Source organism: Pedobacter nanyangensis, from assembly GCF_003313505.1.
In the GTDB taxonomy this organism is placed as follows: domain Bacteria; phylum Bacteroidota; class Bacteroidia; order Sphingobacteriales; family Sphingobacteriaceae; genus Pedobacter; species Pedobacter nanyangensis.
In genome coordinates, this window is sequence record NZ_QMHO01000011.1 from 80,346 (window position 1) to 106,337 (window position 25,992).

A 25,992-nucleotide genomic window follows, 5' to 3' on the forward strand; every position below is an offset into this window, starting at 1 on the left:
GCGAGGCACGAAGTAGTCTAATCTTATTTGTTGAATCTTTCTTCAAAAACTTTTTCGAGTGCAAACATCTCGTCGCGTAAACGGGCGGCCAACAGGAAGTCCATATCCTTGGCTGCTTTTTGCATATCCTTACGAGATTTATCGATCGCTTTTTGCATCTCTGGCTTGGTCATGTATTGTACCACTGGATCCGCAGCCACACTTACCTCATCCACTTCTACGTAAGCTTTTGCTCTTGCTTTCTGCTTTTCGGAAACTTCCAATACAGAGGTTTGCTCCATAATTTCAGCTTTCGATTTACCTACGGTTTTAGGCGTAATGCCATGCGCTAAGTTATAGGCAATTTGTTTTTCTCTACGTCGGTTGGTTTCGGTGATGGTACGTTCCATGGATTCAGTGATGTCATCGGCATACATGATCACACGCCCCCTATCGTTACGGGCTGCACGACCAATGGTTTGGATCAAGGCCCTGTCAGAACGTAAAAAACCTTCTTTATCGGCATCTAAAATGGCTACCAAACTTACTTCCGGCAAATCTAATCCTTCTCTCAAAAGGTTGATCCCTACCAGAACATCAAACTCGCCCAAACGCAAGCCTCGTAAAATCTCAACCCTTTCCAAAGTTTTAACTTCGGAGTGGATGTAACGGCATTTGATATTCAACCTATCCATGTATTTGGTCAGTTCTTCGGCCATGCGCTTGGTCAAGGTAGTTACCAAAACCCGGTCGCCCTGTTTGATGGTTTTATCAATTTCGTCCAACAAGTCATCTACCTGGTTAATAGCGGGACGGATTTCAATCAAAGGATCCAACAAGCCCGTTGGCCTGATCACCTGCTCAATTACCACGCCGTCTGATTTTTGGAGTTCGTAATCGGCAGGGGTGGCACTTACGTAAATGGTTTGCGGGGCCAGTCTTTCAAATTCTTCAAAATTCAAGGGGCGGTTGTCCAAAGCTGAAGGTAAACGGAAACCATATTCAACCAATGATAACTTGCGGGACCTATCGCCACCGTACATGGCCCTAATTTGCGGTACGGTCACGTGGCTTTCATCAATTACCATCAAGTAATCGTCGGGGAAATAATCTAACAAACAGAAGGGACGCATGCCTGGCGTACGACCGTCAAAGAAACGGGAATAGTTCTCAATTCCAGAGCAGTAACCCAGCTCTTTCATCATTTCGATATCAAAATTTACCCTTTCCTCCAATCTTTTGGCTTCCAACAACAGTCCATCATTTAACAGTTGATTTTTGCGAACTTCCAGTTCTTCCTGTATTCCCCAAATAGATTGATTGAACCGATCTTTCGGCGTAACGAAAAGGTTTGCTGGATAGATCGCAATGTCCTCCAGTTTTTCAATGGTTTTTCCGGTTACGGGATCAATAGCCGAAAGTTCTTCAATGTCATCTCCAAAAAAAGAAATGCGATAGGCGTAGTCCATATAAGCGGGATAAATATCTACGGTATCTCCTTTTACGCGGAAAGTGCCACGTTTAAAATCATTGATGGTACGGGCATATAAAATTTCTACCAGATGATGTAAAAAGGCATTTCTGCTCACTCTCGTACCTACTCCGAACCGATACACCGATTTCGAAAAATCATCGGGGTTCCCCATACCATAGATACAAGAAATGGAAGAAACGATGATCACATCTCTACGTCCCGAGATCAAAGAGGAGGTTGATCTTAATCTTAATTTTTCTATTTCCTCATTGATCTGTAAATCCTTTTCAATATAAGTATTGGTGGTAGGCATGTAAGCCTCTGGCTGATAATAATCGTAGTACGACACGAAATAGTTTACCGCATTTTCAGGGAAGAACTGCTTCATTTCGCCATATAGCTGCGCCGCCAAAGTCTTGTTATGGCTAAGGATCAACGTTGGCCGTTGGGTTTGTTCAATCACATTGGCCACCGTAAATGTTTTACCAGAACCCGTCACTCCCAAAAGGGTTTGATAGTGGTCGCCAGCATTTACGCCTTCAACCAGCTGGGCAATTGCGCCAGGTTGATCACCAGTGGGTTTATAGTCAGAAATTAGCTTAAACTTCATTCCTTATTGTTTTTTGTAAAATTCTTTAATCCCTTTATTATATTTTCTGTGGCATTGCTTTCTAAAGTATGGTCAACATTGCCTTCTATCCAATCAAAAATCAATGGTTGGTTTAATAAATCATCAAATGATTTTAAAAGATAAAGCGCTAGTTCCCCGGTTATGTTGCTCATTTCCTCCCAAATTGTACTTCTATTTTGAAGTACAAATACGATATCTTCAAAATCGTGGCTGCTATAGCCATCATATTGTCCGCGACTTTTAAATGCCTCAAATTTTGTAGCTATAAAATGTGGAGCGGTAGGAATTTTAATACTTATTTTTTCATCCAATGCTATCTTAATCGCCTTGTTAAAGGCTTCTTGTTATGGAACTCAATACTTGGATCATTGGTAGGCATAATATCAACCACAAGACCCCGAATTTTATATCGGCATACGATACCAGATGTCATATCATTTTGAAAGCCAATATTTCTTAATTTCTCTTCAATCGTTACTCGATGAGAATAGCTTAATATATCAATAATCACATCGATATCATTGGTATTTCGGATATCAATAATAGGTTTATCTGCATACAAAGATAAGACAGCTCCGCCTACAAATACCACTTCCTCATAAAGTGCGTCCAGTGCGTTCCTCACTGCTTTAAGCCTAACAACATTGGTATGATGCTGGTTCATAGCAATTTGTCTTCTTTGATAAATGAGATTAGTTTTTCTGAAGCAAAATTCCTTTCTCTTTTTTTACCAACTCTTAACAAATCTACCAATGCTAAAGTTTTATGTAGCACTTGGTCTTGTTTGATTGCAAAAATCTGATTTTTATACAATGGTTCTATTTCCTGGCCAATTATTGTGCCTGCATCATCCTTCCATACAAATTGTACATTGCTGTTAAATTCTTCTTGGAATTCGGCAAATGAATGGCCCGTAGGAAATCCTTTAACCAATGGCCCAGGATTTACAGGAAATATATATTGAATGCTGTATGTCAACAAATCACTTAACCCTTGCCTGTTCACCCTTTTTTTGGTCTGGTCTAACAAACCCGAGAATCTGCTTCTTTCAAGCGATTCGGACACTTCGGACAAGCTTATTTTCAGGCTATGCACCAAATCTTGTATATACCAGTTCTCTGATTTTAAAATCAAAATTTTGAGCAGGATTACGATATCCTGGGGCCTTATTCCGCTATGTTTTCTTCTTATCACAACGGTAAAGATATCATTCATTTTGCATTTTGCAAAATGCAAAACATCGCTTATTGGCGCTTTCTATCTTCACTAAAAACACGTTGATTGAGCAAAAAAAGCCCCGCAGGTGCGGGGCTTGAGGTATTGTCCGAGAATGATTATTTGCTTTTTTTCAATTGGAGCTGCATGGGGTTCACACCTTCCGATTGTCCTCTGCCTGCAGCTCCCTGAGCGGCTTTAAACAGCTGGAATTTGGACGGCGCCGCTTCAACTGCTCCCCAAGTATTGTTACTTTCGTTGATATCGGCCGTTTCACGGAAAGGATCCACTTTAATGGCTGCCACTTCTTTGTCTAAGGCATAAAATTTAGCGGTTTTCAATTCGTTGAGCCTCCATATCTGAGCTGGGATTCTATCTACGGTTTTGGTGCCGTCCTTAAAAGTAAACTCTACAATAATTGGCATCACCAAACCACCTTTATTGCTAAAGTTGAGTTCGTAAAAATGCTTGTTACCGTATTTCGCTTTTTCTTCTGCTGTAAATTCTTGGGCGGGCAATTTTATTTCCTTTGTTTTTACTTTGCTACTGTCTACCTGCACCAAGCCTCTGGCATATTTCCAATAAAAATCCCGGGCTTCTAAGTCTTGGTCGGTATAAAACTTGATGCGCTTGTCTTCCCTGTTTCTTTGTTTGCTAATGTCGTCATCGGTTAAAATAGGTTTGCCTACCGTAGGTTTTTCTGTTTTGGTTTTTGCTGGCTGAGGAAAATCAGCTTTGGCATATTTCACTTCATCTAAAGAGATGTCGCAAACATCGGTACTGTAAAACCAACCTCTCCAAAACCAATCCAAATCTTCGCCGCTGGCATCTTCCATCGTTCTGAAGAAATCGGCTGGTGTTGGGTGTTTAAAGGCCCATCTTCTCGAATATTCTTTAAAAGCATAATCAAAAAGTTCGCGGCCCATGATGGTTTCCCGAAGAATATTTAAACCTGTAGCAGGCTTGGCATAAGCATTTGGACCAAATTGCACAATGTTTTCCGAATTGGACATGATAGGCTCCAATTGGTCTTTTGGCAATTGCATGTAAGGCACGATGGCATAAGCTGGCCCGCGTTTGCTTGGAAATTTATTGTCCCAAGATGATTCGGTCAAGAACTGTGTAAACGTGTTCAAGCCTTCATCCATCCACGACCACTGGCGCTCGTCGCTATTGATGATCATTGGGAAAAAGTTATGTCCCACTTCGTGGATGACTACGCCAATCATCCCGTTTTTTACGGTTTCGCTGTAAGTGCCGTCTTCGTTGGTTCTTCCATAATTGAAACAAATCATTGGATACTCCATGCCATTGGCGGCTTCAATACTTTGGGCCACTGGATACGGGTAGGGAATGGTGAAATCTGAATAGGTTTTGATGCTGTGCGCCACTACCCTGGTAGAATACCTGCTGTAAAGGTTGTAGGCTTCTTTTCCGTAGAAACTCATGCAAAGCACATCCTTGTCTTGTATCTTTTGGTTCATGGCATCCCAAATGTATTTACGGGAGGATGTCCAAGCGAAATCCCGCACATCTTTAGCGTGAAAAATCCAAGTTTTTTTAGCAGTTGATTTCTTTGTTTCAGCGGCTTTGGCTTCGGCCAAGGTTACAATTTCAACGGGAGCAGTGGCTGTTTTTGCAGTATTAAACCTTGATAATTGAGCAGGTGTAAGTACCTGAGCGTAGTTTTGGCACTCGCCTGTAGAACCTACCAAATGATCTGCCGGCACGGTCATTTGTACTTTAAAATCGCCGAAGGTTAAAGCAAACTCGCCCCTGCCCGTAAATTGGTGATTTTGCCATCCCTGAAAATCGCTGTAAACACAAAGGCGAGGATACCATTGCGCCATGGTAAATAGGTAATTGCCATCACCGGGGAAATATTCATAGCCACCTCTACCGCCTTTAGCAATCCTATCTACAATTTTATAGTTCCAATCAATATTGAAAACGAATTTATCACCAGATTTTAGCACAGGTGTTTCAATTCGCATCATGGTTTTGTTGATGGTATATTTAAGGTTCTTGCCTTGTGCATCGGTAATTTTCAGGATGTTAAACCCAAAGCCGTTATCGTCTGTTTTAAGCGCAAAATTTTCCAGCTGCTTATCGGTAGCGCTTTGCGGCATTTTGGTGGCGCTTTGATAATTGGCATTTTTAAGGTTGTTGTGCTGGTTCTCATCCAACTGGATCCAAATATAGGTTAATGGATCGGGCGAATTGTTGTGATAAGTAATGGTTTCGCTTCCCTTTAAGGTTTGCGTGTTTTCATCCAGTTCGCACTTAATGTCGTAATCGGCACGCTGTTGCCAGTACTTTACACCTGGGGCCCCGCTAGCGGTACGTTGTTCATTTGGTGTAGGCAGTATGGTGCCCAACTGCTCAAATTTGTTCCCGTGGTTGCTTCCTGGATTGTTTTGGATGTTTTGTGCCATAGTGGCCGAAACCAGTAAAGTAGCACTTAAACAAAAACCGTAAAATCTTTTCATCTGATGTTATTTTAAAAAGGTACTCGCTGCAAAGCCATTTGTAAAGCTAAGGCAAAAACTGCGGATGATATAAATATGATCCAATCTCGTTGTCTTATTTTGAAGAAATACAGGAGGATGCCCGATATCAACATGATTAGAGCAACAAAAACAATTTGTCCAACTTCTAGCCCTAAGTTAAAGCCAAATAAGCCCCAACCTATATACTGGTCTTTTGCCAGCATCATACGGACCGTATTTGCAAAGCCCATTCCGTGAATTAAACCAAAAAAAAGTGCCAAATAATAATTTAGCGATATGCTTTTTTTCTTTTTACCGTTTTTAAACAGGTTGGCAACTGCCGTGATAAAAATGGTACATGGAATTAAAAACTCCACCCATTTACTATCAAAGCGGATAATATCAAAGGTACTTAAGGCCAATGTAACGGAGTGCCCAACGGTAAAGGCAGTAACCAATATCAATATTTGTTTAAACTGTTTAGAGGTATAAACAGCAACAAGGGCCAAGATGAATAGTTGATGATCTAAAGCATCTAAACTTACGATATGCGACCAACCTAGCTCAAAATAGAATAGAAAATCGGAAAAGGACATGTATTATATTAATTTTAGCTAGTTAATTAAACCTAAGTTAGGTTCTTTCTGTTACTTTTAAGGCTTAGTTTAAAAAATGAACCCAATATTTTCAAAATTGTTACTTGTTTTACTACTTCCTTTTGGCTTTTATTCAAAAGAGGAAGTAAAAAGGCATCCGTTTCACGTAAGCAACACCGAAGTTTCTTACAACACTAAAAATAAATCCTTAGAAATTACGTGTAGAATTTTTACGGACGACCTTGAAAACGTATTGAGCAAGCGATTTAAAAATAAAATTGACCTGTATGCCAAAAGTCAAGAAAAGGAAATGAATGCTTTTGTAAAGAGTTATTTAGCGGCCAATTTGAAATTTGTGATTGATGGAAAATCGGTTAAGTATAATTATGTAGGTTTCGAAAATGACCACGAAGCTACCAATGTTTATCTTGAAATTGGCAACTCGCCTTCTTTTAAAACCCTGAGTGTTGACAATGGCGTTTTATATGATTTGTTTGAGGACCAAATGAATATTTTGCACGTTGATAAAAATGGCAATAGAAAAAGTACTAAGGCAAGTTTTCCAGAAAGGAAGATGAGTGTTTCGTTTTAGAGTTGCTGGTTTTACTACCTGTTCTCTTATTTTATCCCCCCGACACCTCACCGTTGGTATTAATAGATACCGCAAAAAACAAAGTCCCGCAGATGCGGGACTTCACAAACAATATTAACTATTAACGGATGATTTTTCTATTGAAAAACTCTAACATAGTCTACAATGTACTTTTGAGGAAACACGGTATTCGCATTTGGAGCACCTGGCCAGTTTCCGCCAACGGCAAGGTTAATCAGCAAGAAGTAAGAACGTCTGAACTCATCTTTGTTTGCTCCTGTGGTATCAAAGGTGTAGAACTCTACATTGTCCACATACCATTTCAGAGAAGTGGCTGTCCATACCAAGGAGAACACATGGAATTTATCGTAAAAGTCTCCAGAGGTTAAAGTGGTTGAGCCTCCGATATACTTGTGTCCACCATCTTCATAATGCACGGTGCCGTGAACCGTATTGTCCTTTCCTGGGCCACCGCCTACCATCTCCATGATGTCAATTTCTCCGGAGAAAGGCCATGGCGAGGTACGAATATTAGCTCCCAAAGCCCAAAATGCTGGCCATATTCCTTGTCCTTTAGGCAATTTCGCCCTAAAGTCGATGCGTCCATACATAAATTCCTTCTTGTCTTGCGTAGTTAATCTTGATGAGGTGTATTCCTTACCTCCGTAGGATTCTTTTTTTGCAGTAATGGTCAAATAGCCATTGTGCACCCTGGTGTTCTCTTTACGATAGTATTGCAACTCCCAGTTGCCCCATCCGTCAACACCATTACCTTCCTCGAAATTCCAAGATTTGGTATCTAAAGCATCGCCATTAAATTCATCCCGCCACACGAGGGTCATTCCAGGGTAGCTTTCAGGAGAGATGTAGCCCGTGTTATCAATTACCTCATCTATATCCACGGTAACTTTTTGGGTAAGCTCAATCGATTTGTCGCTTGATGAATAGGCGGTTACCTTCACGGTGTAAGTTCCTCCTTGGGTATAAATGGTAAAAGCCTTTCCGTCATTAGACCTGATACTCTCATTGCTACCCTGGCCAAAGCTAAAGTAGTAACGATCTGCGTTAGTAGCCGTTGCCACAAAATCAACTCTGCCCGAGCCATCAGTACTCACGTTAGCTACTAACTTAAGGTTACTTGGCTCCACTGCCTTGGCTTCTTTTTTGCAGCTCAGGCTTATGGTGAGCATCAATCCAATGAGCAACCAATTTCTAAACAAATTTGTATCTACTTTCATCTTTTCAGCTTCTTTATATGAACAATTTAGGCAATTACTTTTTTACGAAAAACGGAATATTTGCGGTAGCTACTTTATTTTTTCCATCTTCTACGTACACGAATAAACGATACGCTCCGTCTGCTTTGGGTGCAGTAATACTAATTTTCCCGTTCCCTTTATTGGTGTGTGCCATAGGTATGGCCGCTGGCTTATCTTCGTGGTCTCCGCCCTCTCCTACTTTGGTGGCTTCGGGCAGTAGCTCCCAACGATAGCTCAGTTGGTCATGGTCTGGATCGATGGCAATCACCTGCGCTTCGTAACTTAATCCGGGTTTTAAGTACACACTTTGGTTAGCTTTTTGGTTGTTCAACAGGAAGCCATACAAATGTGGTGCTTTGTTTTTGGGAAAAGTTCCTTTCCAAAGGTAGTGCATCATATCCACTACTTCGCTTTCTTCGCCTTTGGCCGTAAAAAGGCCATACCAGGTTGGGGTTCTTTCTTGTTTTTGGCCCCATAAAAACACATAGGAGCCCAAGCAATTTGCCTTATCTCTTTCGATACCATACTGGTAACGGTTTTGATAAACCGCAGCTTTTTCGGTACTGGTTTCTTCTACTGGTGCATTCCAGTCTGTTTGTAGGCCTTCCCAGTGGCCCGTAGGTCCCCATTCGGTCACCATATAAGGGCCGTTCCATCCGGCCGCTTTAATTTTGGCAGGCAGTTCGGCCAAGCCACCGTAAGTATTTATGGCCAAAAGCTCAATGGCGGGCGCACTAGCTTTAATGTGCTCTATTTCCTTTTTGTTAACACCTGCCAACACGGTAGTGACCAAATGATTGGGATCAACTTCTTTGATCATTTTGGCGATATCGTTAACGGCTTCCCATACTTTTGGGTTCTTATAGGACAGGTTAAGCTCATTTCCAATGCCCCAGGTTAATAACGCAGGATGGTCTTTATATTTCAAAACCTCTGCTTTTACCCGCTCAAACTGCTTTTTTACGGCAATAGGGTCATCGTAGTTAAAGCCATGCCGCTCTGGGGTAACGGGCAAGCCCATCATCACGGTCAAGCCATTTTTTTGGGCCGAATCCAAGATGCTCTGGGCTCCATTAGTGCTCCAGGTACGAACAGAATTTCCGCCGTAAGCGGCTACTTTGTAATAATAGGAAGTACCGCCTGCTCCCTTGATAAAATATGGTTTGCCGTCTCTGAGCAACTCAAAACCTTTTTCCGTTTTTTTCACTTCAACTTTTAAAGGTTGAAGTGGTTTGCTGTGCGGTAATTTTTCGGCAGCAAAGAGGTTACTACAGATGGTTGCACACATCAAAATAGTGCTATAAAGTATTTTCTGCATATCATCAGGATTAAACCTGTACATTAAAATTTCCCCCATTGCTGGGGGAAATAGAATGCCATTTCTTTTAAATTTTTACGGATTGGGGGTTAGTTTTCTGTTTCTTTCCATCTCGATCTGAGGGATTGGAAATAAATTATAGCTTTCTTTATATACCCTGTTTTCTAGCACGGCCTTGGTATAAGTAATGGAACCATTGGTGTTTTTGATCACGTTCATGCGGTAAACCGGGCCGTTAAAATAGGTCATTCCGGTTTTCCAACGACGCACATCGTAAACACGCTGCTCTTCAAAACAAAGTTCTACCCTACGCTCATTACGGATTTTTTCCCGTAAAGTTGCTTGCGAAAAATTTCTAGTCAATGCCGGCAAGCCACCTCTTGAGCGTACTTTATCCAAGGCATCGTACACGCTACCATCTGGCCCGCTAAATTCGTTTTTGGCTTCTGCGTAGTTTAACAATACTTCGGCATAGCGCATGTAAATCCAATCGTTATCTCCGCCTTGATACACTGCATCAGCAGTCATGTTTTTTTCGTCGATGAACTTGCGCAAACCATAACCGGTTTTAGTTCTATCGCCGTTGGTACGGCTATTGGCATTACCGTCAGGGAACACCGCAAGGTCGGCACTTTGGAAAGTTTCTACCGTAATGCCCTTAAATTGTGAACCATTCATTAGCATGGCCTTATCTAAACGGGTATCGCGATTTGCATAAGGGTTTTGTGGGTCATATCCGGAACCTGGTTCATCGGGGCGTAGGCCAGTAGTTCTCATTTCAAAACAATCTACCAAGTTTTGTGTGGCGTGGAAAGCGCCCCAACCGCCCCAGCCTGTTGGCGTGAAGCTCATGTGCAACATCCATGCGCTTTGGTGCGTACGGTTTGGACGTCCGAATTTTTTTGCAAAAATTACCTCCTTGTTGCCCGCTTTGGTCATGAATAACTGATAATAATCAGGATAAAGATCATAAGTTGCAGGGGCTAAAGCCATCACTTGTTGTGCGGCCTTTGCGGCGTCGTCCCATCTAGAAGCGATATTGTTTGGGTTATTTAATGGGCTGGCATGGTAAAGCAATACTCTCGCTTTTAAAGCTAGCGCTGCGCCTTTTGTAGCTCTGCCCAACTCCGCATCTGGATAACTTGGCAATAATACCGCTGCAGCTTCGTCACATTCCTTCACAATAAATGCCACACATTCGTCATAGCTGTTTCTAGGCACTTCCAAATCATCGTTCACATTCTGTTCGGTAGTAATCAACGGTACCCCGCCAAACGATTTCACCAAATCTGCGTAAGCAAAGGCCCTTAAAAATCTAGTTTCGGCCTTTAAACGATTTTTCAAAGCGGTGTTGGTGGTAGGCACACCGTCAACCCGTGCAATGAGGGTATTTGCCTTTCTAATTAAACTGTAGTTAACCGCCCATAGTTGTGTGCCTTCAGAAAAGTGGGAGTTTAAATCTCCAGCCTGTACTCGGTTCATTGGCAAATCATTGTGGCCTTCAATATCGTCTGTCATCATATCCAAGTTAGAGAAACCACGTGCCCAATCTTGGTCGTACCCAAAGTCTCTACGTTCAAAACCGCTTAGCAAGGAGCCGTAGATATCGTTAACAAACTGATTGGTTAGGGTGATATCTTGAAAAACGGCCGCATCAGATACGAAATCAATTGGTTTAATATCCAATAGATTTTTTTTACAGGAGAAAGTTGTAAACGTAACTACCATTACGCCGACCAACCATTTATATCTTTTGTTCATTTCTTTTCTTTTAATATTAATCATATCTACGATTGGTAATTAGAACTGGATGTTAACCCCAAAAGTGTAAGTCTTTTGTTGCGGGTAGTATCTACCAATACCGTTGGTGTTCTCAGGATCGAGATTGATCAAATCGGTGATGGTAAACAAGTTCTGGCCCTGGGCATAAATTCTTAGGCCGCTGGCTCCAATTCTCGACAACAATTTGTTTTTAAGGGTGTAGGCAAGCTCCACATTTTTTAACCTTATGTAACTGGAGTTTTGCACCCAGAAACTACTGTTTAAATAGTTATTACCGTTGGTATTTAAGGTTAAGCGAGGTAGAGGCGCATCTGGGCGGGCAGGTGTCCATCTGTCCAGCCATTCCGCATTTACACGTCCGCCGTTATGGAAAGCCCACGCCGCATTTTGGGTGAACAACTGTTGAGATTGTGCTGCTCCCTGCAGCAAGAAGTTCAATTCAAAGCCCTTGAAATTAACCCCGCCATTAATACCGTAAAGTATTTGTGGTAACGAGCCATTGCCTAAATAGGTGATGTCATCATCATTGATGATACCATCGCCGTTAATATCTTGATATTTGATATCGCCAGGCCCGGTTGAGCTTAAATATGCGCTGTGTTTTGGCGAGGCCGCATAATCTGCCGCATCTTTAAAAATCCCGATGGCTTTGTAGCCGTAAATGCCGCCATTTGGCCTGCCAGTGATGCGTCTGTGTTCAGGAATGTTAGAGGCTTCTGCCGCTTCTACAATCTTGTTTTTTGCGTAAGTAAAGTTACCACCAATAAAGTACGACAAATCATTGGTTAACTGTTTAGTGTGGTTAAGCACTAACTCAAAACCTTTATTATCAACGATACCGAAGTTTTCAGCAGGCAAAGCAGCTCCAAAACTTAACGGAACAGATAGTGACCTTGTTGCTAAAATGTCTTTTCTTCTTTCTTTAAATACAGTGAAATCAATACTTAACTGGCTTTTGAAGAATTTAGCTTCGATACCAGCATCCATTTTTACGGAGGTTTCCCAAGTTAAATTTTCGTTGGCGATAGCGCCCGGCGTTAAACCTGTTACGAAGTTACCGCCAAATGGATACACATTAGGCACCAGGTTGTAACGGTTGTAGTAACCAAAACGGCTAGGGATACGATCACTGCCCAAAGTACCGTAAGAAGCTTTCAGTTTTAAGAAATCGATGAACTTCACATTTTGCATGAAGTTTTCCCTGGTGATTAACCAACCTGCAGAGAAGGCAGGGAAATAACCTGTTCTTTCCTTCGGAGCAAAGTTTTCCGATTCATCTCGTCTTAAACTTGCTTGGAAAAGATATTTGCCATCGTAGTCGTAGTTCACACGCACTGCAGCACTTCTTAATGCAGTTTTATCTTCACCATCGCTCAAAACTTCATTTAAGGCTGGGCCGAAATTTAAAATCTGCAAAGCAGAACTTTCGTAAGAGTTTCTAGCGCCGTAAATTCCCGTGCCTTGATTTTGTTTTTGCAATACCAAAGCCAAAGCAGAGATCCCGTGTTTGCCAAATCTTCTGTCATAGTTGATATGGCCTTGCAACTCGGTACTTTGTCCTTCGCCATATGATTTAGAAAGTGATGATTTTGATTGGGAGTTAACGGTGTAGGTTCCATCGTTGTTTCTCACATAAAGCGGCACCCATTGGTTCCAGGTTTTATTTTGATTGAAGTTCCTGTCGAAAGCTAAAACACCTTTGATCGAAAGACCTTCTACCCCCGGTATTTGCTGTACTACTTGAAAATTACTCATGAAATAACTCGCAGAATTTCTGTTGTAGCCACTTTCTTCACTAATTAAGGCCAGCGGATTTGGATATACCCCTGGAGCCGCCAACAAGCCATTGGAAAATCTGGCAGGCTGCACTGGCGGATTACGCATGGTGTGCTCAAAAATGTTATCGATGCTTGCTGGGGGAGATTGTTTATTTTCCATTCTTCCAGATAAATCGATAGAGATTTTTGTGGTTGAAGTTGCCTGGATATCGACATTACTTCTCACGTTATATCTCTTATAGTTTAAAGAACTGTATAAACCATCTTCGTTCAAGTAACCGAAAGAGGTGAAATATTTGATTTTTTCGCTACCACCTGCTAGTGATAGGTTGTGCTGCATTCTTGGTGCAGTTCCGCCAAGTACTAAATCCATCCAATCGGTATTAGGATTGGCATCTGGGTCAGTTCCGTTTTTAAAGGCCTCCAAACGCTCCAAAGAAAACTCTGGCGTTGCATTTGGGTTGTCATTCAATTTCGCTTCGTTATACAATACGGCGTACTCGTAAGAACCTAGTGCATCTGGCAATCTGGTTACCTTGGAGAACCCATAGTTAAACGAGTAGTTCGCCGACAATTGTCCTGCTTTACCCCTTTTAGTAGTAACCAAAACCACACCATTAGCACCCTTTACCCCAAAAATTGCCGCAGAAGATGCGTCTTTTAAAATACTTACGCTTTCAATTTCATTGGGATCCATTTGGCCAAAATCACGGCCAGAGCGCACTACACCATCAATAACGAACAACGGCTCCATACTACCACCACCAAAAGTAGAGTTACCTCTGATGTAGATTTGGGTACCATCGGCTCCTGGCTCACCCGAAGGTTGTTTGGTAATTACCCCAGGGGTACGACCCGCAAGGGCATTGCTCAAATCACCAACGGGAGTTTGTACGAGCTGCTTATTATTTACGGTAGATACCGAGCCTGTTACGTTGCTTCTTTTTTGAGTACCAAAACCTACAATCACCACGTCGTTAAGAGAGTTGGCACTTTCATCTAACACCACATTGATGGTTTCCGACTTGGTGATCAAGAACTCTTGAGTGGTCATTCCGATAAAGGAAAATACCAAGGTAGTACCAGCTTTAGGGACAGTAATGGAATACTTGCCGTCTGTCCCGGTAGAAACTCCGTTGGTGGTGCCTTTAATGATTACCGAAACCCCCGGAACTTCTTTGCCCAACCTGTCTTTCACCACACCAGAAACAGTAAGGTTCTGTGCGAATGCGCTCTGCAGTGCGAACGAACAAATTAGCAATACGATTAATAGTCGAATTTTTTTCATATTTATATTTGGTCTTTTAATTTCACAATACCATTATGGTGCACTATTTTTTTACAAAACGCATTTGGTGCACTGTTTCATTTGATTTTCCAGAACGCAATACCATTTCGTTAGCAGAAATAGAGATGATTCGGTAGTTGTTTGATGAAACATCGGTTACGCCAATAAACCTATCTGGAACATTGCCTGGGATGGTAATGGTAGCAATACCTGCGCCCTGAACCGTGGTGCTAAACGTAAAAGCAGAATCATAAGACCTGTCTGTTGCGCAAGTGTAGTTTGGTGCGATGTTCCCCGCATTAAAGGTTTGTCCATTGGCCTTGTAGCTCAGCTTAAAGGCGTTGTTAGCAAAGCTGAAAGTATAATCATCATCTACTTGGCAATTGGCCAAAGCTCCACCACCAAAGTATTCAGCGGGGTTGTTTTCTGTTCCTACCGTAATTGGTGCCGCTGATACCGGGTCTAATTTCCAGGCATGCGCCGTTAGCTGCTGAAAAATGGGATTGTTCAACGTTGGGGTAAAATCATCCTGGTCCACTACAATTGCCTGGGTAGCGATGTCATAGCCTCCTTGGCCATAAGCATAAAGTTTTACATTATAAGTGCCCTTGGAAATGAAATAGGCTTCGGTAGAAGCGCCCGCAGATTTAGGTCCTTCATTCAATCCAAAATCCCATTGGTAACGGAAAGCATTTTCGGAAGTGCTTTCTAATAGATAGGTGTTTACTTTGCCCTGTACTTTGGTGACTTTGAAAGCAGCCTTAGCAGGAGTTCCTAATTTACTGGCATAGTCTTCATCTTTACAACTGAAATTTAAAAGAGTAAGACAAGCCAACAACAAAAGACAATGATGCCTTACAAATGACTTGTAGTTCATACGATTTTTATTATTTGGTTATCGGGTTAATTGACACAAATGTATTACCGATGACCACTAAGCTCCAAATTTCCAGCCCCATCAAAACTACATCAAAACCGCTTAAAAAGCATCAATAAAAAGGTTTTCACCTACAACATTTGAAGAAACACAGATTTTATCTATTTTTAAGTTTGTTAATGAAACGCCAAATATTACTTCTTCTGTTTTTGTTCCATTGCTTATTGGGTTTTGCGCAAAATCCCATAGGGATGCCCGATATTTTTAACTACGATAATACCACCTATGGCGGGGGTACCCACAACTGGGATATCCAACAAGATAAGAATGGCGTGCTCTATTTTGCCAATGACGAAGGCCTCCTAACTTTTGATGGCAGTAGATGGAAAATTTACCCGCTGCCTAATAAAACCATTGTAAGGTCAATCAAAATTGCAGCCGACCATAAAATATATGCAGGTGGCCAAGGTGACTTTGGCTATTTTGCGCCCGACGATAACGGTAAGCTCACATTCAATAGTTTAAAGCCAAAAATCCCCAAAAGCTATAGCTCATTTGCAGACATCTGGAATATCCAGTACGCAGGAAAAGCTGTTTTTTTTAGAACTGAAAATGCCATATTCAGATGGCAGGACAATAAAATCACCGTTTTCGGTACAGCCTCTAAATGGCTATACCTTGGAATGGCCAACAACGAAATCATTGCACACGATAAAGCCAAAGGCCTGGTGAAATTAGTTGGCAACAGCTGGGTCCCACTGCTCAAAACACCTGTTTCGGCTTCGTTCACCATCAGTTCTATGTGCCAATATGAAAATGGGAGCATATTGGTTAGCTCCTTATCACACGGGCTGCAAGTGATCAGTGCTGGTGAAATGAACCCGATAAAAGAAGCTTCAACCATTCCCAATATCACCAATACCTGCCGTGTGAACGAAAGTACCCTTGCCATTGCAACCTTAAACAACGGCTTTTTTCTCATGGAGAAAAACGGCAAACAGCTATACCATCTGTCCAAAAGCTCTAGTCTTCAAAACAATTCGGTATTAAGCCTATTTAAGGACAATAACAATAATATATGGCTGGGCCTTGCCGATGGCATAAGTTTTATTGCCAGCGGTAATGCGCTTAAACATATCAACCCGCCCATTTTTGATAACGCCGGCGGGCACACTTCCATCATCTACCAAAACAACCTTTACGTGGGCCTATCTAATGGAATTTATAAACTTCCGCTAGCGCAAAACGCTGACATTAGTTTGGCGCAAGCCAATTTTACGCCTATTGCCAATGCTGGGGGCCAAGCCTGGGGAACGAATGTACTGCACAACAAACTACTGTTGGGCAGGCACGAAGGTGCTTTTGAGGAGCTGAACAACCAAGCGATACCCATTGCCACTGGAAAAGGCTATTGGAACTTTGTAGATTTTCCTACAGCTGGCTCTTCCAATCCATTAATCCTATCGGGAAACTACAATGGCATTTCGATATTCAGCTACCAGGATAATCAATTTAAGGTTATCGGCAATATCGAAAATTTTAGCGAATCTGCTCGTTTTGTCATTCCCGAGGGCAACAACATTTGGGTGTCACATCCCTACAAAGGGGTTTACAAAATTGCCCTATCGGGATTGAAAACTACTGGCGTATCGCTTTACACCAATCAAAAGGGTTTGCCCTCTACCTTTAACAATCACATTTACCGTGTTAAAAACCGTATCGCTGTAGGTACGGAAAAAGGTATTTATGAGTACAACCCAAAATCAGACCGCTTTGAACCCTCTAACTTTTTCACCCCCATTTTTGGTGAACGGTATGTGCGCTACCTTAAAGAAGACCCTCAGGGCAACATTTGGTTTATTGAAGAAAAGAAACTAGGCGTAGCCCAATTTGATGGCAAAAACTACAGATTGCTTTATATTCCCGAGCTCAACGGCAAAACACTGGGCGGGTTTGAGCACATTAACTGCATCGATAAAAACAACATTATCATTGGGGCCCAGAAAGGGTTCTATCATCTTAATTTTGAGAAATACTTGGGCAGATATGGGAAGCAGCAGGTCCGCATTAGCCTGGTCAAAGCATCGGGCAAAAAAGATAGTCTATTGTTTGGCGGCTATTTTGGCGACGTAAACGCAAACACCAGCCAAAAAATCAAACATCGCATACCGCACAGCCTTAATTCTTTCCATTTCGAATATTCTTCAACCTTTACCAAAAACAAGGCCAATACATTTTACACTTGCTACCTAAAAGGTTTTGATGAAGATTGGTCGGCCTTGGACAAAAAAACCGAAAAGGACTACACCAACCTGCCTGCTGGCCATTATACTTTTATGGTTAAAACGCAGGACAATTTGGGTAATGAATCGCCCGTGGCTACTTATGAGTTTACCATTTTACCACCTTGGTACCAAAGCATTGTAGCCTATATTGCATATGTGTTGATTTTCCTCGGGATCATTTACCTTGTTTACAAAAGGCAGCAGCGTAAAATTACGGCTCAGCGCATTGCCTTTCAAAGGGAACAAGAGCATGTGAAATATATGCACCAATTAGAAATGGACAAATCAGACAAGGAAATCATCAAGTTAAAAAACGAGAAACTTGAACTGGAAATAGAAACCAAAAACTCGGAACTTGCTTCCAACACCATGCACTTGGTGCAAAAGGCAGACCTCATGTCGAAAATTAAAACAGAGCTTTTTAAACTGAAAAAGGAGCTTAAGGACGATACGCAGGCTGCCGATTTCAACAAAATCATCAGGCTGCTCAACGCCGAAGAAAAATCGGACGAAAGTTGGGAACAGTTCACCGTTCATTTCGACAAGGTGCACGTTGATTTCCTGAAGCATTTGAAAGACGCCTATCCATCTATTAGCAGCAATGAGTTACGCCTTTCCGCTTACCTTAAGATGAACCTTTCTACCAAGGAAATTGCTAAATTGATGAAAATTTCGCCACGTGGCGTGGAAATTGGCCGGTATCGCTTAAGGAAAAAGCTGAACATCAACGGAAGTGTGAACTTGTTTGAGTTTTTCAATGCTTTTTAAGAACCCGCTAGGTTAATTATCATGCTGAGCGATTATTTTTTAGGCTTGAGCTGCGCAATTGCACTTTCCAACAAACGTTTCGGCAGGCCCCATCTAATGCCTGTACTGCATAAATATGGATCCCTAAACAAAAAACCTCTTAAAATTTCCATTTAAAATTGCTAATTCGCTATCTTAGTAAGTATGCAATTGCTCATTTACTCTCCGCAGGTTAGCCCACGTACCAAATACATTTTCAATTTCATTTTTAGGGAGGTTTTGCGTTGCGATTTCGATTTTACCAGCGTAGCACAACAGTTTACGGATTACAACGGTCCCAAGTTTACCTACGCAGAAAGCCCTTTGGCCAACGAACTTTTTTTTAAGGCCCATGGCCTGCTTTCCAAAAACAACATCGAACCTTTAAAAATCGATATTACCGACTTTGGAAACGAGCGAGTACCTTTTGCCGTTAAAGGAAGCGCCTTGCCCTTCGATATTTTTGCGGCATCATTCTATTTCTTGAGCAGGTATGAAGAATATCTCCCTTTTGAGCCCGATGAGCACCTAAGATTTCCCGCCAAGCTGAGCTTGCAGTTTCAGCTGGGCCTTTTAAAAATCCCCGTAATTGACCACTGGGGAATTATCTTAAAAAACCTGCTGATCAATAAGCTTTCGAAATTGCATTTCGGGAGCAGAAAGTTTGAATTTATCCCAACGATTGACATTGACCGAGCTTACCATTTCAAATCGAGCGGCATCATTAAAAACGCCGCCCGTTTGGTGAGAGCGCTGGCCAAAGGCGATGCCGAAAAATTTGGCAATATTATCCGCACCGGATTGGGTAGGCAAAAGGACCCTTTTGATACTTATCAATTCCTCCACCAAATACACCAACAATACGGACTTAATCCTATCTTTTTTTTCCTACTCTCCTACAAAGGCGACCGGACACACGACGTAAATATCCATCCCAATGACGCATTGCTACAACAGCTGATTGAAAACACTGCCAAGCAAGCTAAAATTGGCATACATCCCTCTTATGCCTCTAACAGCAACGTAATTAAGTTGAGAGAAGAAAAGGAACAGCTGGAATCGATTTTACACAAAGGGATTGACAGCTCCAGGCAACATTACCTTAAGCTGCATCTGCCCAAAACCTATCTACAACTCATCAAAGTAGGCATTAACCACGATTATACCATGGGCTACGCCTCCCAGGTAGGCTTTAGAGCAGGAACTTGTACTCCCTTTTTTTGGTACGATTTGCAGCTCGACAAGCAATCCCATCTCAAAGTTCATCCTTTTGCAGTAATGGACAGCACCTTACGCAAATACCTGAAAATGAACCCCAAGCACGCAATACAACTGGTTATAGAGCTCATAGAAAGCGTGAAGATTGTGGATGGCATCTTTTATAGCTTGTGGCACAACGAAAGCCTTTCGGAAACAGGACATTGGAAAGGCTGGAAACAGGTGTATGAAAAAATGCTGGCATTCTCCAAAAACCCGTAACAATTTAGGGGGTATTTGGTTATATTTATCACATGATATACGACCTGAGCAAAAACAACTGCATTGCCAATACCTTTATTGCCGAGTTAAGAGACGAACGGGTACAAAAAGACGCCATGCGTTTCCGCAAAAACATGGAGCGCTTAGGTGCGTTTTTTGCCTACGAAATAAGCCGAACCTTAAAATACAAGGAAATAGAGACCCAAACGCCACTAGGTATCGCCAAAAGCCAAGTATTAGAACAGCACCCGGTTTTGGCTACTATTTTGCGGGCAGGCATCCCTATGCACCAAGGCATGTTGAGTGTTTTTGACCAAGCGGAATCTGCATTTATCACCGCTTATCGCAAAACGAAGAAAAACGGCGATTTCGTAATTCAAATGGAACATATTTCGGCACCTGATTTGGAAGGTAAAACCGTGATATTGGCCGACCCCATGTTGGCCACAGGCTTAAGCATCGTGCTTTGTGCCAAAGAACTCATCAATTCCTACAAAATTGAAAAACTGCATATTGTTGCCGCCATTGCCAGTACCGAAGGCGTGGCCCATGTAAGAGCAAATTTACCCAAAGCAAGTTTGTGGCTGGGCGCCATTGACAGTGAAATGACCAGCAAAAGCTACATTGTACCCGGTTTAGGTGATGCTGGCGATTTGGCTTACGGGATAAAGCAGTAAAACATTCCTTTTAAACATCTAAAACGAATATCAATACAGGGATGATGAACCGGTAGCAGCCTAAAACCAAACTAGTGGCTTATTTATAATTCGTAACTTTGCGCTCAAACTTCGATACATGATTAAGCACATTTTCTTTGACCTTGACCATACCATTTGGGATTTTGACCGCAACGCTCATGAAACTTTATTAGAGCTATATGACGCCTACAAGCTCCAAGAACTCGGGCTCGCCTCGGCAGAAGATTTCATCAGTACTTACACCGTAAATAACCACCAACTTTGGGCACAATACCACGTTGGTAAAATCACTAAACAGGCCTTAAGGGAAGAAAGATTTAGAAAAACATTTATCGACCTTGGCGTAAGTGCCGACCTTGTTCCCGAAAATTTTGAGAAAGATTATGTGCGACTAGGCCCCACCAAAACCAATCTTTTTGAAAGCGCGGAAAAGGTGCTTGGTTATTTGCAACAAAAATATCCCTTGCACATCATTTCCAATGGTTTTAAAGAAGCCGTACTTACCAAAATGAAGGTTTCCAACCTCAATCCCTATTTTAAAAACGTGGTCATTTCTGAGGATGTAGGTGTCAACAAACCAGACCAAGCCATCTTCGAATATGCCCTAAATTTAGCGCAAGCCGAAAAGCACGAAAGCATCATGATTGGCGATAGCCTGGAAGCAGACGTTTATGGCGCACAAAATTTTGGCATGAAAGCTATCTTCTTTAACCCACTTAAAGCCGAGAAACCTAATGATGTAGCACAGCAAATCCATCATTTGGAGGAACTGCTCAACCATTTTTAACTTCCCTTAACATTTATTGGATTAATTTTGGCATTAGGCAATCACACACAAATGAATTCACATGAAGAAGTTAATCCTACTGAGTTTAATGGCATTGCTGGCCATTAACCTAAGCTTTGCGCAAAGGAACCGCGGCAAAGCCGAAGTTTTTATCCAAATTGCCGACCGCGGCAACTTTAAAGTTTATTTAGACGAGGAGTTGATTGGCTCAGCCAGCGGAAGATTTCGTTTCTATGACGTTTACAATACCCGCCCCGTACTCACTATTCTTGCGGGCTCAGAAAAGATCTTTTCGAGAGAAATTACTGCCGTTCCCAATACAAGGCTTATCTTCAATTTTTCAAGGAGAGGAGGTTTAAGCCTTATCAAAGAACTAAACATCTACCGAAACAATGTGTATGCCTTGGATGATTTTGACGAGTATGCCGGAGCTTACAACACGGGAATAGTTCCTCCAGATAGACCAACATCTCCACAAAACCGCAATGATTTTGATGCATTAGTTGCCCGTGTAAAACAAGAAGCTTTTGACGACCAGAAGCTGAAAGTGATTAGTGCCTACTCCAACTATACGGCGCTTAGCACCAAACAAATTGCACAACTTTTCCCTCTGTTTTTTAAGGACGACAGCAAGCTACTTCTAGCCAAACAGGAATTCCAATATATATCGGATCCGCATCAATTTTATTTACTTAAGGATGCCTTTACTTTTATGAGCACCAAAGACGAATTCATGAAATTTTTGGATGGGCAAAAGACCGGGCAAAACCGCAACAGGCCAATGTCGCAAGCTGATTTTGCCGCCTTTTATAAACAATTTAAGAGTGAAGCTTTTGACGACCATAAAACTGAATTGGCCAAAGTTGCGTTAATAAATATAAAACTTACCAGCGAGCAGGTGAAAGAACTGATTGCTTGCTTTAGTTTTGAAGACAAAGGTTTGGATTTTGCCAAATGGGCATTCAGGATTACCTTTGACAAAGAGAATTATTATACCGTTGCGGATAAATTTAGATTTCTAAGTAACAAACAAGCGTTATTGGATTTCATTAACAACCAGAAATAGCACTAGATTAACTGAATGAGGATCGAAAAAGTATATCAATCTATCTTGAAAACCGTTGATGCCTATCAACAGATGCTCCACCGTTTTGGGCCAGCTGATTTTCAGCAAGAACCGCCCATGGGCGGATGGAGCTATAGCGAGGTATATGCACATATTTTCGATTCGAGTTTGCTGTCGCTGCTAGCGATGAACAACTGCATTAAGGGAAATGGACAAATTAAGCCCACAGCCCCAGTGGTAAAGTTCATTTTATGGCTAGGCATGTTGCCACCGGGCAAAAAATACAAAGCTCCGCCTAAAATGGCCGAGAGAGTGAAAAAAATTACCCCCGCAGCTGCACAACAGTTCATTACCGATTTTGAGCTACAGCTGGCTTTGGCGCATCCAAAAATCAAAAATGCCAATCCAAAAATTAAGGTTAAACATCCCATCATAGGTTATTTGAATGCCAAACACTGGCTTCGTTTTATCGAGATACACCTTAAGCATCACCTGGCACAATTGAAACGTATCGAAAATAGTTTTAAGCAACAAAGCTAAATTTGCATCTTTGAGCAATGAAGTTGCCACACATTAAAGGCTTTGACCCAGATGCCCTGCACAAGTATTTTAAAAATACAGGCTGGCTAATCCTTGCTCGTGTTGGCAGTTTGCTGATCAAAGTTGTGGTTGGATTTGCCATTGCCAATTACCTGGGCAAAGACCAAAATGGCTTATTAAATTATCCCCAAGCCTTCATCGCCTTTTTCATAGCTGCGGCGGCCTTAGGTTTAGATGGTTTTACCACAAGGGAATTGCTAAAACACCCCGAAAAAAAGAACGAACTTTTAGGGACCGCACTACGTTTGAAAATAATTGGCGGCCTGTTAGCTATGCCGCTGATCTATATCGGCTACCTCGTTAACCAACACTTTTTTACGCCCACACAAACGCCATTAAGTTACATCCTCATTATTGGCTTAAGCGGTATTACACAAGCTTTTTACATTACCGATAGTTATTTCCAAGCTACGGTACAGGCCAAATACGTTACGTTCACACAAATATTTGGCAATATCATTTCTGCCCTGGTCAAATTGCTATTGATTTTAAACCATGCTGCATTGATTTGGTTCATTTGGGCCATATTTTTCGATACCGTCATTTTGGCTTTTGGCTATTTGTATTTTTATCGCAAAAGGGCTGGTAGTTTGTTCAAATGGAAATACGAAAAAAGTATCGCCAAACACCTGCTTTCCAATTCTTGGCCTTTGGCATTTTCGGCTATCCTTGTGTCGTTATACATGAAAATAGACCAACTCATGGTAGACAATTATCTGGGTTCCGGACAACTGGGCATCTACTCCACTGTTGTCCAACTAAGTGAGAGTTGGTATTTTATCCCCGTGGCCATTGTTACATCGGTTTTCCCGGCAATTATGAATGCCAAACGTGATGATCAAGAAAGATATCAAAAGAGGCTGCAAAACCTGTATGACCTCATGGTTTGGATGAGCTTAAGTATTGCCATCGTCACCACTTTTATATCGCCTTTGGCTTATCGGATAATTTATAAAGAAGAATTTTGGAGCGGCGCACATGTACTTTCCGTGCACGTATGGGCCGGAATTTTTGTATTTCTGGGCTCGGCAAGCGGCCAATATCTCATTGCAGAGGGCTACACCAAAATTTCGTTAATTAGAACTGGCGTTGGAGCGGCGGTAAATATCGCACTGAATATTTATCTCATCCCAAAATTTGGGATTATGGGCGCCGCAATTGCTACACTTGCGGCCTATTTTGTGGCAACATTCTTCATCCTGGCTATCCCAAAAACACATCGACAAGGTTTAATGATGTTAAAATCATTATTTTTGGTTTCTTTATTTCAGAAAATTTTTAAACGTTGAACAAACTAAAAGCACTAGCAACACTTCTATCCAAACCAAAGCGTTTGGCTGCCCTTTTGTCCTATGGCCACAAAGGCTATTTAGCCAGCATTGGATGGTTTACGGCTTTTGACAACCGCCAAGCGGTAGATGCGCACAACCAACCTATTCCCTGGGTAACCTATTCGTTCATCGATTTTATCAAAGACAGATTGAACAAAAACCTATCGGTATTTGAATATGGCTCTGGCAACTCCACTTTATTTTATGCGAAGCATGTAAAACGAGTAGTTTCTGTAGAGCACGACGAGGCTTGGTACCAAAAAATTGTGAACCAGAAGGCGCCAAACGCCGAAATGATCTTCACCAAACTGGAAACCAACGGAGAATACAGCCAAAAGGCCAAACTACTGGGCGAAAAGTTTGAGGTGATTATTGTAGATGGTAGAGACCGGGTAAACTGTTGCAAGCATAGCATCAGTGCGCTAACCGAAAATGGTGTATTGGTTTTAGACGATTCGGAACGTGAAGTTTACGAAGAAGCAAGAACATTTTTAAAAGCAGAAGGTTTTAAGGAGCTGTCTTTCTCCGGTATTTCTCCTGGATTGTTTTATAATAAAGCAACTTCTGTTTTTTACAAAGCATCCAACTGTTTAGCTATATAAGCCTAAAAGTAGAATTAATTTGATTTATGCAAAATCTGGCCCCTATCGCTTTATTTGTTTACAACCGTCCGCAGCATACCGAGCGTACCGTAAAGTTTTTACAACAGAATAAGCTGGCAGCCGATAGCCGTTTATATATCTTCTCTGATGGGCCGAAAACGCCAAACGATGAGGAAAAAGTAAACGAAGTAAGAACCTTCATCAAAACCATAGAAGGTTTTAAATCAGTAAAGGTGGTGGAAAGCAAAACCAACAAGGGCTTGGCCAATTCCATCATTGAAGGGGTTACTATGCTCAATCAAAATTATGGGCAGGTGATTGTTTTTGAAGATGACCTGATTACTTCGCCACATACCCTAACGTATTTTAACGAAGCCCTCAATATTTACAGAAATGAAGATCAAGTGATGCACATTGGGGCTTATATGTATCATTTAAAAGAAGAAAACCTGCCTGAAAGTTTCTTTTACAGAGCAGCTACCAGCTGGGGTTGGGCAACTTGGCAAAGGGCTTGGCAACATTTCGAACCTAATATCGATACCTTACTAACCCAATTTAATGCACGTAAAATTCACGAGTTTTCGATAGATGGCACCATGAATTTCTGGAAACAGATGCAGGATTTTAAACGTGGCAGAAACAACTCCTGGGCCATTCGCTGGTATGCCTCTATCTTTCTAAAAGGAGGATTAACCTTGAACCCATCTCAATCTCTAGTGAACAATATTGGTCACGATGGCACAGGCGTACACTCGGGCATTAACGATATCTACAACGTCATCATCAACCCTAAACCAATTACTGTTTTCCCAACACAAATTGCAGAAGACAAAAAAGCCTACACAGCCATTAAAAATTTCCTGGCGGGCAGAAAAGGTAGCCTGTGGACCAGGATTAAACGCTACGTTAGAGAAAAATTGATTAAATAACCTGAATATTATACCATTAGCTTATAGTTGTTTAACTATTGTTCATGTAGGCTGACCCCGAACTAAATTTACTGTAGCTTTCCGCTTCGCTACAGGTCAGGGTAACGCTAAATCAACGTCCCGTCATGCTGAATTTAGTTCAGCATCGGCC

The 25,992-nt window shown here is 41.7% G+C and carries 21 protein-coding genes; 10 read left to right on the top strand and 11 right to left on the bottom strand.

The window, feature by feature from the left end:
• Nucleotides 1-23 precede the first annotated feature (23 nt).
• The 6 genes from uvrB to DUT71_RS16100 form a co-directional block, all read right to left on the bottom strand.
• On the bottom strand, nucleotides 24-2,063 hold the full coding sequence (gene uvrB / locus DUT71_RS16075) for an excinuclease ABC subunit UvrB (protein WP_113663563.1): 2,040 nt from the start codon (nucleotides 2,061-2,063) through the stop codon (nucleotides 24-26).
• A complete protein-coding gene (locus tag DUT71_RS16080; protein WP_113663564.1) occupies nucleotides 2,060-2,395 on the bottom strand; it encodes a hypothetical protein in 336 nt (111 codons plus the stop codon). The genes uvrB and DUT71_RS16080 overlap by 4 nt, the downstream gene beginning before the upstream one ends.
• 2 nt (nucleotides 2,396-2,397) lie before the next feature.
• Nucleotides 2,398-2,748, bottom strand: a complete 351-nt coding sequence (locus tag DUT71_RS16085) for a hypothetical protein (protein ID WP_113663565.1) — start codon at nucleotides 2,746-2,748, stop codon at nucleotides 2,398-2,400.
• The gene (locus DUT71_RS16090; protein ID WP_113663566.1) at nucleotides 2,745-3,299 is read right to left on the bottom strand and encodes a hypothetical protein; all 555 of its coding nucleotides are present in this window, start codon (nucleotides 3,297-3,299) and stop codon (nucleotides 2,745-2,747) included. Before DUT71_RS16090 ends, DUT71_RS16085 begins: the two co-directional genes overlap by 4 nt.
• Nucleotides 3,300-3,418: 119 nt before the next feature.
• Entirely contained in the window at nucleotides 3,419-5,788 is a 2,370-nt protein-coding gene (locus DUT71_RS16095; protein ID WP_162796081.1) for a M1 family metallopeptidase, read from the bottom strand.
• 11 nt (nucleotides 5,789-5,799) lie between these two features.
• Entirely contained in the window at nucleotides 5,800-6,384 is a 585-nt protein-coding gene (locus tag DUT71_RS16100; protein ID WP_113663567.1) for a HupE/UreJ family protein, read from the bottom strand.
• Between the two features lie 76 nt (nucleotides 6,385-6,460).
• On the opposite strand from DUT71_RS16100, the gene DUT71_RS16105 reads away from it, so the two are divergent.
• On the top strand, nucleotides 6,461-6,976 hold the full coding sequence (locus DUT71_RS16105) for a DUF6702 family protein (RefSeq protein ID WP_113663568.1): 516 nt from the start codon (nucleotides 6,461-6,463) through the stop codon (nucleotides 6,974-6,976).
• 137 nt (nucleotides 6,977-7,113) lie between these two features.
• On the opposite strand, the gene DUT71_RS16110 is transcribed toward DUT71_RS16105, so the two are convergent.
• The 5 genes from DUT71_RS16110 to DUT71_RS16130 form a co-directional block, all read right to left on the bottom strand.
• Nucleotides 7,114-8,214 (bottom strand): glycoside hydrolase family 16 protein, encoded by a 1,101-nt coding sequence (locus tag DUT71_RS16110; protein ID WP_113663569.1) that lies wholly within the window; start codon nucleotides 8,212-8,214, stop codon nucleotides 7,114-7,116.
• 34 nt (nucleotides 8,215-8,248) lie between these two features.
• The gene (locus tag DUT71_RS16115) at nucleotides 8,249-9,553 is read right to left on the bottom strand and encodes a glycoside hydrolase family 2 TIM barrel-domain containing protein (protein ID WP_113663641.1); all 1,305 of its coding nucleotides are present in this window, start codon (nucleotides 9,551-9,553) and stop codon (nucleotides 8,249-8,251) included.
• A 75-nt stretch (nucleotides 9,554-9,628) separates the two neighbouring features.
• Entirely contained in the window at nucleotides 9,629-11,314 is a 1,686-nt protein-coding gene (locus DUT71_RS16120) for a RagB/SusD family nutrient uptake outer membrane protein (RefSeq protein WP_162796082.1), read from the bottom strand.
• A gap of 39 nt (nucleotides 11,315-11,353) precedes the next feature.
• A complete protein-coding gene (locus tag DUT71_RS16125; protein ID WP_113663571.1) occupies nucleotides 11,354-14,401 on the bottom strand; it encodes a SusC/RagA family TonB-linked outer membrane protein in 3,048 nt (1,015 codons plus the stop codon).
• A gap of 43 nt (nucleotides 14,402-14,444) precedes the next feature.
• Entirely contained in the window at nucleotides 14,445-15,278 is an 834-nt protein-coding gene (locus tag DUT71_RS16130; RefSeq protein ID WP_113663572.1) for a lipocalin family protein, read from the bottom strand.
• A 179-nt stretch (nucleotides 15,279-15,457) separates the two neighbouring features.
• On the opposite strand from DUT71_RS16130, the gene DUT71_RS16135 reads away from it, so the two are divergent.
• The 9 genes from DUT71_RS16135 to DUT71_RS16175 all read left to right on the top strand — a co-directional run bounded on the left by DUT71_RS16135 (nucleotide 15,458) and on the right by DUT71_RS16175 (nucleotide 25,841).
• Nucleotides 15,458-18,331, top strand: a complete 2,874-nt coding sequence (locus tag DUT71_RS16135) for a ligand-binding sensor domain-containing protein (protein ID WP_113663573.1) — start codon at nucleotides 15,458-15,460, stop codon at nucleotides 18,329-18,331.
• Between the two features lie 183 nt (nucleotides 18,332-18,514).
• Nucleotides 18,515-19,828, top strand: coding sequence for a polysaccharide deacetylase family protein (locus DUT71_RS16140; protein ID WP_113663574.1), 1,314 nt, complete (start codon nucleotides 18,515-18,517; stop codon nucleotides 19,826-19,828).
• A gap of 32 nt (nucleotides 19,829-19,860) precedes the next feature.
• Nucleotides 19,861-20,505 carry a uracil phosphoribosyltransferase gene (gene upp, locus DUT71_RS16145; protein WP_113663575.1) on the top strand — a complete coding sequence of 215 codons (645 nt, stop codon included), beginning with the start codon at nucleotides 19,861-19,863 and terminating at the stop codon, nucleotides 20,503-20,505.
• Between the two features lie 118 nt (nucleotides 20,506-20,623).
• Nucleotides 20,624-21,313 carry a YjjG family noncanonical pyrimidine nucleotidase gene (locus DUT71_RS16150; RefSeq protein WP_113663576.1) on the top strand — a complete coding sequence of 230 codons (690 nt, stop codon included), beginning with the start codon at nucleotides 20,624-20,626 and terminating at the stop codon, nucleotides 21,311-21,313.
• A gap of 61 nt (nucleotides 21,314-21,374) precedes the next feature.
• Entirely contained in the window at nucleotides 21,375-22,379 is a 1,005-nt protein-coding gene (locus DUT71_RS16155) for a DUF4476 domain-containing protein (protein WP_113663577.1), read from the top strand.
• Nucleotides 22,380-22,394: 15 nt separating this feature from the next.
• Nucleotides 22,395-22,919, top strand: coding sequence for a DinB family protein (locus DUT71_RS16160; RefSeq protein ID WP_113663578.1), 525 nt, complete (start codon nucleotides 22,395-22,397; stop codon nucleotides 22,917-22,919).
• A gap of 17 nt (nucleotides 22,920-22,936) precedes the next feature.
• Nucleotides 22,937-24,268, top strand: a complete 1,332-nt coding sequence (locus DUT71_RS16165) for a flippase (protein WP_113663579.1) — start codon at nucleotides 22,937-22,939, stop codon at nucleotides 24,266-24,268.
• Nucleotides 24,265-24,912 (top strand): class I SAM-dependent methyltransferase, encoded by a 648-nt coding sequence (locus tag DUT71_RS16170; protein WP_113663580.1) that lies wholly within the window; start codon nucleotides 24,265-24,267, stop codon nucleotides 24,910-24,912. Before DUT71_RS16165 ends, DUT71_RS16170 begins: the two co-directional genes overlap by 4 nt.
• 26 nt (nucleotides 24,913-24,938) lie before the next feature.
• Nucleotides 24,939-25,841 carry a glycosyltransferase gene (locus DUT71_RS16175; RefSeq protein WP_113663581.1) on the top strand — a complete coding sequence of 301 codons (903 nt, stop codon included), beginning with the start codon at nucleotides 24,939-24,941 and terminating at the stop codon, nucleotides 25,839-25,841.
• Nucleotides 25,842-25,992 lie beyond the last annotated feature (151 nt).